The organism is Photobacterium sp. S4TG1, assembly GCF_036040035.1.
Lineage (GTDB): Bacteria > Pseudomonadota > Gammaproteobacteria > Enterobacterales > Vibrionaceae > Photobacterium.
On sequence record NZ_JAYXUH010000021.1, the window covers coordinates 1 to 11,630 of the forward strand.

The window sequence follows — 11,630 nt, forward strand, 5'->3', positions numbered from 1 at the left end:
CCGGTAGTACATGTTAGATGCCATATGTTAAATACAGGCGTTTTTAGCGCAAAGTCATACTACGAGCTGAATGATCGGTATTTGTGGTCTTAGAATCGTTTTAAGGGGCGATTTGATGGGTACCGTCACTATGGACGGTATTTAACAGTTAATCTATTTATGTGCACTAACAAATATACAGTAATAGCTAGATACAAAAAGGTAGACCTAAGCACCCCATACTTTATAGTATAGTTTGATGAATTTTAAAAATATAATCACATGCACTTTTTTATCAATAAACTTATTTAGTAATAACGTATTATTACTATCAACTACTTCAAATAAATAATAAGGATAGCTTAAATCATAATCACATCGATAATCATTCCAAATTGAAATAACTTCAACCTCAGAAAATAGACAAACAAAATCGACAGGCTCTAGAACTTCTCGCACAAGGAAAGATCAGAAACATATTCACGCATTAAGTTTTTCTTGTAGCCAATCTTTTTGGAGCATTCGGTTATGTGATTAGGGGTTATGACAAGATGATAAAGAGCAGCGTTAGCTCCGACACCGCCCACTCCAAATATGCAAAGTAAGATGACTATAGTTTTAATGTGTAGCTATCCACTTCTAAATAGCCTAGAAATAGTATTCAAGAGAGTAATCACTACAAGAAAACCAATTGTTGAACCACTGACAAACGATATGAACATAAATGGATCGGCAATTAATTTATTGACATTCACATTAGCAAGCGGGGTTATATAAATATAATTAACAATCCACGCCCCTCCGATAAAAGCCAGAATAGATGCAAATATTACCCACCATCCCATCAATAAGCCTTTAAGCTGTTCAGTTATCAAGTAGATCCAATATTTTATTTACATTTTTCTTTTTAAAATCAGTGGCTTTATAAACAACCCAAACAGAAAAACCAGCTCCAACTACCCTGAACGTTGGGGATTCGCTTTTTTGTGTAAATAATTCGCTTTTTATGCATGGCCACTCGTTAATTAATATAAGATCACAAAAAATATTAATTAATATAAGATTACAAAAAATAAAGAAGCATAAGGTATATGCGAAAATCATCATTCAGATAAGCAAAGAATTAATTATGACAAAGAAGATATGCTTTTTTATATTGTATTTATTTCCAGTTGTGGCAATAGCATCTCCAATATTAGCACTAAAAAGTAGAGTTAATATCAATGGTACGGTTGTAGCTTCAACGTGCTCTATTGTTATTGATGGTGGTTCATCTCATCAAGGGTTGATTGATTTTGGTGTATATAATAAAAATGGTGTCAATCAGCAAGGTGTTGTAAATAAACCCTTCACCATTAAGTTTTATGAAAAACAATCGACCGTACCCGGCTGTAGTGCTTTTTTAGCTGGGGATAATCGTGTGGCTTTTTCTTTTGGTAATCATTCCTTAACTCAACTTGATGAGCGAGGTGTAATTACAAAAGGAGCGGGTAATAATATTCGTATCGCTATTGCATCAACAGATGACAATGTAGTGAGTAACCATAATAAGATAACGTCGAATAATGCGGTGTTAACGTACCCTCGAGATTTTGCATCTAAAGGTGTGTTTGGGTTTATGGCAACAGCAGAAGGTCTTAATAAGGCTGATGCAGGGACATATCGCGGAGCGTTATCTTTGGTGGTGACGTACCAATGATAAATAAAAAGTCACTTATCGCGGTAAGCGTCATACTCGCTTTGCATTATACCTCGGTAAATGCTGAAGCGTTGAATTTAGATTTTCTACAAGGAGGGGCGAAAATAGATGCCGCCGCGTGGAATAATTTAAATAATAAATATGTTCCTGGTCGTTATCTTGTGGATGTGGCATTGAATAATAATGATTTGGGTAAGCAGGTGTTGAGTGTTACCCCCAAAGATAAAGATGCACTGTGCTTAAGTGATGAATGGTTACGTAATGCGGGTATTAATATTAATAAAACCTTTTATGCAAAGGAATTTAATCAACAGCGTCAATGTTATGTTTTAAGTAACGAACCTAATAGTCATGTGGATTTTGATTTTTCAACGCAAAATATTAATTTTGGCATACCTCAGCAAGGGCTTTCTCAACAGTCGACGGATAAGCCTAACTGGGATTATGGTATTGGTGCAATTCGACTTGATTACAATGCCAATACCAATGTTAATAATGTGGGCACGGAAATTTATGGTGCAACAGGGATAACGGCGAATATCGGCAAATGGATAGCCACAACGTCCATGAACGTCAGCCAACAAAAAGTTGATGTTCCTATGGGGTCTGTCACCCGTGCATTGCAAGGGATTCATGCAGATTTAACCTTAGGTAAAACGTTTGTCAGTAACTCATTAGTCGGCAGCCCGAGTTTATTGGGGGTCAGTATTGTGAGTAATAACAATATGTCACCCAATAAAATTGGCTACACCCCGGTATTCTCTGGTGTCGCGCTGACTCATGCGCGGGTAACGTTAACGCAGAATGGCAGTGTCATTTATTCAGAAATGATGCCGCCAGGACCGTTTGAAATTAAGAACGTTAATTTACTTAATAGTGGTGACGTTACCATGACGATAACGGAAACAAATGGCGCCGTATCGACGCATTTGTTTCCGCTAACGATTGTGCCCAATATGTTGAGTCCTGGTGAGTCAGAGTATGGTGTATTTGCGGGGGTGAGTGGTGATGAAGGGACTCAATTAAAAGGACTTTTTGCTGCTGCCTCTTATGGCTATGGTTTTGATAATTACACTCTAAAGTCAAGTGCGCTGTTATACCCTAAATATATGAATGCTGGCGTTGGGATTGTCCGTGGATTAGGCAACTGGGGCACCCTTGCTGCACAAGGTGCTTACTCTTATGGAAAATACGATGATAACAGTATACATAGCGGAGGAAAGGTCTCATTAACGTATGCTAAAACATTTAGTCAGAATACGAGCTTACAATTAATGGGGGCACAGTATACCGATGAAGATTACACAGAATTTTCTGATTTTAAGCCTTGGGATGCGACCACCTCTCAGCAGCAGAAAAGTCAGTATCAATTAAGTCTGACGCAGACATTAACCAATGATATTGATATGGGGTTATCGGGTTGGCAGCGACAGTATTGGGGAAACAGTGATACAAGTTTAGGTATCACGGGCAATATGTCAGCGAACTTTAAAGCCTTTAGTCTTAATTTTGGGGGGACTTATTCAAAAACGGGCAGTGATACTGGCTATGGGGTCTCCATGTCTGTTTCTATTCCCTTTGGTGATTATAATTCTTATGCCAGTGTTAACCTTTCCAACACAGGAAACACAAGCATGACAACCGGTATCTCGTCAACAATAGGGGATAATCTGGATTATTCTGCAAGTGTGGGAGGGGATTATCCTGATGGTAGTCAAATGTATTCTTTGCAATCTAATTACCGAGGTGACCGTGCATTATTGAATGGTCAGATTTCGCAGTCTGGGGCAAATATAACGGGCTCTGCCTCAATATCTGGATCGGCGATTATATTACCAACGAAGAAAGATATTATTTTCACCCGAAATACAACAGACACCATTGTTATTGCGAATGTAAAAGATACTAAAGGAGTGAAGTTTACCTCTTCTCCTTATCCCACAGACAGTAAAGGGAATGCGGTTATTCCTGTGAGTAGCTATAACGTGAACAGTATTACATTGGATGGTTCAACGTTACCGATTAACCAAGAGTTATTAACCACCAATAAAGAAGTAGTTCCCACAGGAGGGGCGGTTGTCTATGTTCCTTTTAGTTCAGTAACAGTAAAACGTTATTTATTACAAATAAAAGATAAGAAAGGTAATTTTGTGCCCAGTGGTACGTGGGCGACCTCAGCGTCTGGCGCGCCTTTAGGCTTTATTACTAATAATGGGGTGTTATTTATTAATGCCATAGAAAAGCCCAACTCGTTGATATTAGGCGGTTGTAAAATCAACGGCTCAGAGATTAAAGATACACATGAATTACAAGATGTTACCTGTGAAAATTAAACACACATTATTAGCTTTGGTCTGCTCTTTCATGGTAGTGAATACTACCTCAGCCGCGCTGGCATTGGATTCAACTCGCTATATTTATGATGGAGACGCTACGTCTATCTCGGCGATTGTAAATAACGCCTCCGATAAAATGTATGGCGCCCAAGTGTGGGTGGCAAATATGGATAAAAGTGGTGGTTCTGTCGCAAAGTTTGAAGTGGTCAAGTAAAATTGGCCACTGATTTGTATTCATTATTAAATCGGCGTTCTGATTCATTAGGCGTCAAGCCACCGTTATATTGATGGGGCCTGATTTGGTTGTAATATCGGATAATGTATTTAGTGATCGCCACTTTAGCTTCATTCGATGAGCGATAACCCGCAGTTGGCATCCATTCTGTTTTAAAACTTCTAAAAAAGCGTTCCATTAGGGCATTATCCCAACAATTTCCACGTCGACTCATACTTTGTGTAATTTGATACCGCCAAAGTAATCGGCGAAATTGTTTACTTGTATAATGACAGCCTTGATCTGAATGAAACATGACACCTTTAGGGGCTCCGCGAACTTCATAAGCCATCGAAAGGGCTTTACCTGTTAGATCTGTATTGGGTGAGCCTGACGTTGCCCAACCAATCACTTTACGGGCAAATAAATTAATCACAACAGCAAGGTACAACCAACGTTGTCCTGACCAAATATATGTCACATCGCCACACCAAACCTGATTAGGCTCAGTAACTGCAAACTGGCGATCTAATGTATTTGGGATATTTAGATGTTCATTTTCTGCTTTTTTATAACGGTGTGTCTTAACCTGACAACTTACTAATCCTAGTTGTTTCATGATGTTAGTGGCTTTATATCGACTTAATGGTACGCCTTTAGTTGTAACGATACCTGCAATCGTTCTGGCTCCTGCAGAGCCACCACTTGCACGATGTGCAGCCTTCACTTCACTAGATAATAGTACTTGCTCTTTTGACTGCGTTTTAGGCCGTTTCGTCCAATATTTATAGCTACTGCGATGAATATTAAAGACATTGTAAATGATAGATACAGGATAATAAGCTTTTAATTCATCAACTAATATGAAGTTTTGAATGAGTCCGATACCAAAAGAGCGGTTGCTTTTTTAGTATTTCTTTCTCCATTTCAATCCGTTTAATCTTCTTTTCTAATTCACGAATTTTAAGCTGGTCAGGTGTCATTGGTGTTGCTTTAGGTGTAATCCCACCACGTTCATCTTTAAGCTGTCGAACCCACTTATCCATTGTTGATTTACCGACATTCATTGCTTCAGCAGCTTCTTTTACCGAGTAGCCTTGGTCTAAAACGAGTTGTGCAGATTCTAATCGAAATTCGGGTGTAAAATTAGGACATATTCTTTTAGTCATTGTGTCACCTATTAAATTATGAGGTGATGATATCACCTCTAACTAGGTGGCCAAATTAACTATGCCACTTCACTTTTCATCACGTTGACGACTAAGGTAAAAGTCGACAATATCGCCATGTTTATCAACGGCACGGTAGTAATAGCACCATTCCCCTTTAATATTGATATATGTTTCATCCATTCGCCATGAAGAAGATACTGGGCGTTTCAATTGTCTTGCTCTTATTTCTAACAAAAGAGCAAATCTAATCACCCAACGATTTAATGTGGAATGGTCAACATTAATACCTCGCTCAGCCAGAATTTCTTCAATTTCACGATAACTAAGCTTATAAGAAATATAATAACGAACAGCCATTAAGATGAGAGAGGATGGAAACTGGCAACCTTTAAAGTTCATGGTGATCAACGAATAGATAATGATAATGCCTATTTAACCATAAATATGGATAACTTTGCGACAGAACCTTTATAAACAACCCAAACAGAAAAACCAGCTCCAACTACCCCGAACGTTGGGGATTCGCTTTTTTGTGTAAATAATTCGCTTTTTATGCATAGTCACTCGTTAATTAATATAAAATCACAAAAAATAAAGAAGCATAAGGTATATGCGAAAATCATCATCATTCAGATAAGCAAAGAATTAATTATGACAAAGAAGATATGCTTTTTTATATTGTATTTATTTCCAGTTGTGGCAATAGCATCTCCAATATTAGCACTAAAAAGTAGAGTTAATATTAATGTACGGTTGTAGCTTCAACGTGCTCTATTGTTATTGATGGTGGTTCATCTCATCAAGGGTTGATTGATTTTGGTGTATATAATAAAAATGGTGTCAATCATCAAGGTGTTGTAAATAAACCCTTCACCATTAAGTTTTATGAAAAACAATCGACCGTACCCGGCTGTAGTGCTTTTTTAGCTGGGGATAATCGTGTGGCTTTTTCTTTTGGTAATCATTCCTTAACTCAACTTGATGAGCGAGGTGTAATTACAAAGGGAGCGGATAATAATATTCGTATCGCTATTGCATCAACGGATGACAATAAAGGCAATTTTGTGCCCAGTGGTACGTGGGCGACCTCAGCGTCTGGCGCGCCTTTAGGCTTTATTACTAATAATAAGGTGTTATTTATTAATGCCATAGAAAAGCCCAACTCGTTGATATTAGGCGGTTGTAAAATCAACGGCTCAGAGATTAAAGATACACATGAATTACAAGAGGTTACCTGTGAAAATTAAACGCACATTATTAGCTTTGGTCTGCTCTTTCATGGTAGTGAATACTGCCTCAGCCGCGCTGGCATTGGATTCAACTCGCTATATTTATGATGGAGACGCTACGTCTATCTCGGCGATTGTAAATAACGCCTCCGATAAAATGTATGGCGCCCAAGTGTGGGTGGCAAATATGGATAAAAGTGATACTCGGCCTGTCTTTATTGCGACACCTTCGTTCTTTAAAATAAAAGGCCATGGGAAACAAGTTTTTCGTATCATGAAAATGACCGATTATATGCCTAAAAATAAAGAATCCGTTTATTGGTTAAATTTACAAGAAATCCCACCGTTACTTAAAGGTAATGGTATATCGATGGCGATTAGAACGCGCGTTAAACTTATTTATCGTCCTCAGTCCTTAATGAAAGGACGTAAAGACGCCGAGTCTCGAATGACGATTGAGTATTTACCGGGTGAGAAATACTTAGTTAATAGTACTCCCTATATTTTCTCCATTGGTGAGTTATTAAATAATAAAAATAAACCAGTTGTTTTAAATGCCGCTGAAACAAAAGAATTAACGATGTTTATGCCGGGTGATAAAGTGAATATTACGGGTAAAACAGTGAAGGCAGTTAAGGCGTTAAATGATTACGGTAATTTAAATACCTATGTATTAAAGACGTCAGATAATAACGTTAATGCTACTGAAAAGAAAATGTAACAAATAGAGATTAGTAACAATGATGACGTTATTTATGAGTATATTCTGGTTAACTACAAAGGAAAGACAGTATGCAGGTGATGATTACCCGGTTTATTAAAACAACGTTTGTTTTATTAACTGCCATCAGTGTACTACTGATTACCAGTCATGTTGTTAATGCTCACCCGCTGAGTCTCAATCGTTCACCTATTTTACTTGGGACGGTAAATGGTAAGGTGATTAATAATCAGTATATTGAGATAACTAAATCATTAAGTAACGCTACATTATTGACGGTGAGACAACAGGATATAAAGACCATCTTACAGTATCTAGAAATAGAGAATGCCACATTAAATGAAAATAATGACGGTAACGTAACTATTACTATAACCAAACCCTTAGGAACAGGCGTAATGACGATACGAGCGGTATTGGGCTTAAGGTTAAATGGTCAGCACGTCAATATGGTGGGCGAGCAAAAAGGGACAACGGTTCGATTTATTATTCCCACAGCATTTAAGCAGTTAGCGGTTAACGTTGAACGACCATTACGAATACAGTTACCGATGTCCTATCGCGGTCCTTTAAATGCGACGTTAGACATCACCGGCTGGTGTTAATAAGAAGAATACAGTAAATCCTGTCCTTTATTCATTATTAGGACGGGGAGGCAGTATAGCAGTACCAAGAAGCGACGATACTCATCGCGCACGTCCGGTCACACAAGACAGACGCGTGAGAGTTCATATCATAATAAAAAGGAATAAAAAATGAAAAAATTAGTATTATCTCTGGTTGCGGTATCGACCATGCTAGCGGCAGGCGCGGCTAATGCAGCAGCGCCAGCCCCGTTCAATGGACAATTAGATTTTAGTGGTGTTATCACGAGTACAACGCCAGTATGGAAGTGGGAAATCCCAACGGCGTCGCAAGCGTTAGCCAAGGGGTGGACAATGAAAAAAGACAGCGGCGTAATTACTGGGACGAACACCACGTACACTATACAGAAAGCAAATATCGCTTTCTTACAGGGATACACAACACAGTCCGTTGCTTCCCGTAACCTAGGAATGGCACCAACCGTGAAGATCGCGGGCGTCACGATCACGAAAGGCAAGCAAGATATAACGGTACAAGCGACAGGCGGAAGATCAGGCGAGAAGGGATCGCTACAGATGGTGGTGAGTTCAGCAGCGGGAGCATCATTTTACGACCAAAACAAACCTGCAAATGTACGCGACAATTCCGCGTTAGGCAGTGTCGCGTGGGCGTTGATAGGCAAGAACGCGATCGAGGGCACCTCGGTAGCGAATAGACCCGAGTTCTCAGTAGAATCGATCGATAAGCTATTAAATACCCAGACTCATGACCCACGCGACATATATGCTGCGATCGCGACTGATCTTGGAAATTTCTCGCTCACGTTCCCTACAGCATCGGTTCCTGACTCTTGGACCGCAACAGTACCAGCAGTGGTGACATATTCGTAATTGCATACCGTGTATTGTTCTTCCAACTATCCTATTTAGTTGAATAATGCATCATACGACGGGCCCGCTGTTTAGCGGGCCATTTTCGGATTTGCTCATTCATAAAGCCGATGCAATTTAATAATATGGTTATTTATAGCTCTAAATATTATTTATTTAATGTTATCAATATTCCCTTTACTAAGGTTAACAAATGAAGTTAAAGGACTCCTTCTTTCAATATCAGGCTTGTTATCATTGTGATGAAATATACGGATATGAAGCATTATTGAGAGCAAACATAGAATCAAAGATTTGTTTACCAATACAGCTATTAGAAGATATAAAAAATGATAATAATGCGCAATATTATTTATTTAATAAGCTGTTTTCTGATATAAGAACATCAAAGAAACTGCAAGATGCAAGAGTTTCTATTAACGTTTCCTGTTCATTTATATCAAATCATATTTTTGATATGAGGAAAATAAATGCTCAGGGCATTAATCTCACTAATATTACTATTGAAATATCAGAACGTGATTATTTTAAAGATAAAATTAAGACTAAATTAAACTTTAAACGACTTCATGAATTAGGTTTTAAAATTGCCATAGATGACTTCGGTGTTGAATATTCTACACTTTATCGGTTAAAGGAATTAGATTTTGATGTGGTAAAATTAGACAAAACGATAATTAAAAGTGATGATTTTAAACAAATTAAAAAAATAATTGATGATATATATTTTATTAATAATAAAGTGATAATTGTTTGTGAAGGTGTGGAAAAATTGAAAGAACTTTGCTTATTAAAACAATTAGGGATTAACTATTATCAAGGCTTTTATTTTTCAAAACCAGAAAACATGATGGATTGCTGATGCGCTTGTAATAATTCAAACCGTTGAGGCCATACGATATAAATGATTATTTATATATATCATTATACTCCCATTAATAATGGTATTCAAATTTCCATTACGTCAAACGCAAGGTTTTATCGAAAACATTCTTGAAATGTTAGGGTTAGAGATACTTCAATGTCCAGACTATATGCTGCTGTCTAAGCGTCTCAGCCAGTTAGGTTTTAAGACGCCAAAATTCAAAAAAGATGAAAAAGTAGACGATGATATTGTTGCTATAGCCATTGACTCTACGGGATTGAAATGATTTGGTAAAGATGAGTGGCATCAAGAAAAACATAAGGTTAACGCTAAACGAAGTTGGCACAAAGCGAATCTAGCGGTAGCAAGTAATCATCTTATTCAAAGCGCGGTGTTGACCCATAGAAATGTTATGAATGGACCAAATTGTTGACGCTCTTTGTACTCAGATAACGTAAGCGGAACCACGCCTAACAATCATAAAGCAAGCTCCATCCCTGCGTCGCCAATCCCTAAAGGGATTGCGACCTCAAGCCTACTCACTCAAACCATTACAGCTAAATATCAATATAGTCTTCCTCTTTATCGTCAGGAAACCTTATTTCAGCAATGGGGCATTATCATCGGTCGACGCACAATGGCAGATTGGTTAATAAAGTGTGCAGTACTTTTTATCCCTTTGTACGACGAGTTACGTTGTATTATGCTAGAGCAACTCGCTTTACATTGTGATGAAACCACGATGAAGGTGTTGGATGTTGAAAAATAGACGTGTACATAGTGGGTCTATTGCTCAGGCAGTGATACACCAAGCACAAATATCCTTCAGGGTATTGTATTATATGATTATCAGCCAAGTTGGCATGGTTATCATCCTGTCAATTTTTTAGAAGGTTATTCAGGCTACTTACATAAAGGGGTGTGAGCTAACTCATGCCGTTCTCGTTGGCTGTTGGGTTCATGCTCCTGCGGTTTATTGATGAAAAGCGCGTCAGGTTAAAGGTAAAATGATGAGTACTTTAAAAGAAAAAGAATGGGATTTCTTTTTAAAGAAACAGTTAGATTTTAATTCAAAGAGCATTTTTGATTCTGAGGGAAAAAATGAAATTTCATTTTATGAATGTAACGATAAAAGTAAAATTATTTCAATTGATTCTGAACCATATACAAGTGATTTGAAATTATTAAATAATAAAGATCATACTATCTTTATTGTTAACTCCTTGTCAGATTTATATCTGACCAATACTACTGTTACTCTACAATCTAAAAATGGGATATCCAATATTTTATCGTCTGATTCTAAGTTTAGAGTAATTTCTCCTTTTAGGCGAAAATCAGTATCTATAATATTAGATACAACTAATTATATAGATTATGACGATAGGAAATATCTTAATTGTGTCCTTTGGCAGAATTCCATGAAAATACCTTTTGGATCTTTAGTTGATAGGTTTATGAATGATTTATATCAAAAAAATAATGATAAAAAAAAGGAGAAAATAAAAAACATTATAGGTTCAACAATTGCACTCTCTATAGAGAAAGATATTCATCAAAAAACAAAAAAAATAGAAATGTTTGATACGATATTAAATGTAATCAATTCTAATCATAAAGATAATAATTTTTCTCTAACATCGTTATCAGCAAAAATTGGTGTCACACCAAAGACAATACAAAATATATTAAATAAATATAACATAAAATTTTATTCTTACTTACAAACAAAAAGATGTTTTTCTCTAAAAATATTATTAGATAATAATATATATTATAATTTCGAATATTTAGCAATTCAAGCAGGTTTTAAAAGTTTTATCGCCGCCGATAGACAATTTCATATATTGTTCAATGTATCCATTAAACAATATATGAAGTCTCATCTTGACCCTTTAGAAAAGTCTTTTTAATAGGTAAGAATCTGAAAGATTTTTACC

The 11,630-nt window shown here is 37.0% G+C and carries 11 protein-coding genes and 2 pseudogenes; 11 read left to right on the plus strand and 2 right to left on the minus strand.

The genetic code is table 11. From position 1 onward, the window contains the following. Window positions 1-1,108 precede the first annotated feature (1,108 nt). From VXS03_RS17925 to VXS03_RS17935, 3 genes are read left to right on the plus strand one after another with little or no spacing between them, the layout of a single operon-like run. Window positions 1,109-1,678, plus strand: a complete 570-nt coding sequence (locus VXS03_RS17925; RefSeq protein ID WP_327765239.1) for a fimbrial protein — start codon at window positions 1,109-1,111, stop codon at window positions 1,676-1,678. After that, window positions 1,675-4,011: a PefC/AfrB family outer membrane usher protein gene (pefC, locus tag VXS03_RS17930; RefSeq protein ID WP_327765240.1), complete on the plus strand. Its 2,337-nt coding sequence runs from the start codon at window positions 1,675-1,677 to the stop codon at window positions 4,009-4,011. The genes VXS03_RS17925 and pefC overlap by 4 nt, the downstream gene beginning before the upstream one ends. Further along, the gene (locus VXS03_RS17935) at window positions 3,980-4,228 is read left to right on the plus strand and encodes a fimbria/pilus periplasmic chaperone (protein WP_327765241.1); all 249 of its coding nucleotides are present in this window, start codon (window positions 3,980-3,982) and stop codon (window positions 4,226-4,228) included. Before pefC ends, VXS03_RS17935 begins: the two co-directional genes overlap by 32 nt. On the opposite strand, the gene VXS03_RS17940 is transcribed toward VXS03_RS17935, so the two are convergent. Both VXS03_RS17940 and VXS03_RS17945 read right to left on the minus strand, forming a co-directional pair. Continuing rightward, a protein-coding gene (locus VXS03_RS17940) for an IS3 family transposase (protein ID WP_327765242.1) occupies window positions 4,221-5,397 on the minus strand; the annotation gives its coding sequence in 2 pieces (ribosomal slippage) (window positions 4,221-5,130 and window positions 5,129-5,397; 1,179 coding nt in all). The two genes, VXS03_RS17935 and VXS03_RS17940, sit on opposite strands and share 8 nt — an antisense overlap. A gap of 75 nt (window positions 5,398-5,472) precedes the next feature. Beyond that, a pseudogene (locus tag VXS03_RS17945) lies at window positions 5,473-5,805 on the minus strand (IS6 family transposase); the annotation flags it as partial. Between the two features lie 536 nt (window positions 5,806-6,341). Here VXS03_RS17945 and VXS03_RS17950 point away from each other — a divergent pair. From VXS03_RS17950 to VXS03_RS17985, 8 genes and pseudogenes are all read left to right on the plus strand, one after another. Beyond that, window positions 6,342-6,647 carry a hypothetical protein gene (locus VXS03_RS17950; protein ID WP_327765243.1) on the plus strand — a complete coding sequence of 102 codons (306 nt, stop codon included), beginning with the start codon at window positions 6,342-6,344 and terminating at the stop codon, window positions 6,645-6,647. Then, window positions 6,637-7,350: a fimbria/pilus periplasmic chaperone gene (locus VXS03_RS17955; RefSeq protein ID WP_327765244.1), complete on the plus strand. Its 714-nt coding sequence runs from the start codon at window positions 6,637-6,639 to the stop codon at window positions 7,348-7,350. The genes VXS03_RS17950 and VXS03_RS17955 overlap by 11 nt, the downstream gene beginning before the upstream one ends. Before the next feature lie 71 nt (window positions 7,351-7,421). Further along, window positions 7,422-7,955 (plus strand): DUF5462 family protein, encoded by a 534-nt coding sequence (locus VXS03_RS17960; RefSeq protein WP_327765245.1) that lies wholly within the window; start codon window positions 7,422-7,424, stop codon window positions 7,953-7,955. 150 nt (window positions 7,956-8,105) lie between these two features. Beyond that, a complete protein-coding gene (locus VXS03_RS17965; protein ID WP_327765246.1) occupies window positions 8,106-8,825 on the plus strand; it encodes a hypothetical protein in 720 nt (239 codons plus the stop codon). Window positions 8,826-9,018: 193 nt separating this feature from the next. Next, on the plus strand, window positions 9,019-9,687 hold the full coding sequence (locus VXS03_RS17970) for an EAL domain-containing protein (RefSeq protein ID WP_327765247.1): 669 nt from the start codon (window positions 9,019-9,021) through the stop codon (window positions 9,685-9,687). 79 nt (window positions 9,688-9,766) lie between these two features. After that, window positions 9,767-9,976, plus strand: a complete 210-nt coding sequence (locus tag VXS03_RS17975; RefSeq protein WP_327765248.1) for a transposase — start codon at window positions 9,767-9,769, stop codon at window positions 9,974-9,976. Window positions 9,977-10,171: 195 nt separating this feature from the next. Then, window positions 10,172-10,698 (plus strand): annotated as a pseudogene (locus VXS03_RS17980) (IS66 family transposase); the annotation flags it as partial. 2 nt (window positions 10,699-10,700) lie between these two features. Continuing rightward, entirely contained in the window at window positions 10,701-11,603 is a 903-nt protein-coding gene (locus VXS03_RS17985; protein WP_327765249.1) for a hypothetical protein, read from the plus strand. Window positions 11,604-11,630: the final 27 nt, after the last annotated feature.

Bases quoted from the DNA above. Each gene is read 5' to 3' on its own strand.
- VXS03_RS17925 (WP_327765239.1), top strand. From the start codon at position 1,109: ATGACAAAGAAGATATGCTTTTTTATATTGTATTTATTTCCAGTTGTG.
- pefC (WP_327765240.1), top strand. From the start codon at position 1,675: ATGATAAATAAAAAGTCACTTATCGCGGTAAGCGTCATACTCGCTTTG.
- VXS03_RS17935 (WP_327765241.1), top strand. From the start codon at position 3,980: ATGAATTACAAGATGTTACCTGTGAAAATTAAACACACATTATTAGCT.
- VXS03_RS17960 (WP_327765245.1), top strand. From the start codon at position 7,422: ATGCAGGTGATGATTACCCGGTTTATTAAAACAACGTTTGTTTTATTA.
- VXS03_RS17965 (WP_327765246.1), top strand. From the start codon at position 8,106: ATGAAAAAATTAGTATTATCTCTGGTTGCGGTATCGACCATGCTAGCG.
- VXS03_RS17970 (WP_327765247.1), top strand. From the start codon at position 9,019: ATGAAGTTAAAGGACTCCTTCTTTCAATATCAGGCTTGTTATCATTGT.
- VXS03_RS17975 (WP_327765248.1), top strand. From the start codon at position 9,767: ATGGTATTCAAATTTCCATTACGTCAAACGCAAGGTTTTATCGAAAAC.
- VXS03_RS17985 (WP_327765249.1), top strand. From the start codon at position 10,701: ATGAGTACTTTAAAAGAAAAAGAATGGGATTTCTTTTTAAAGAAACAG.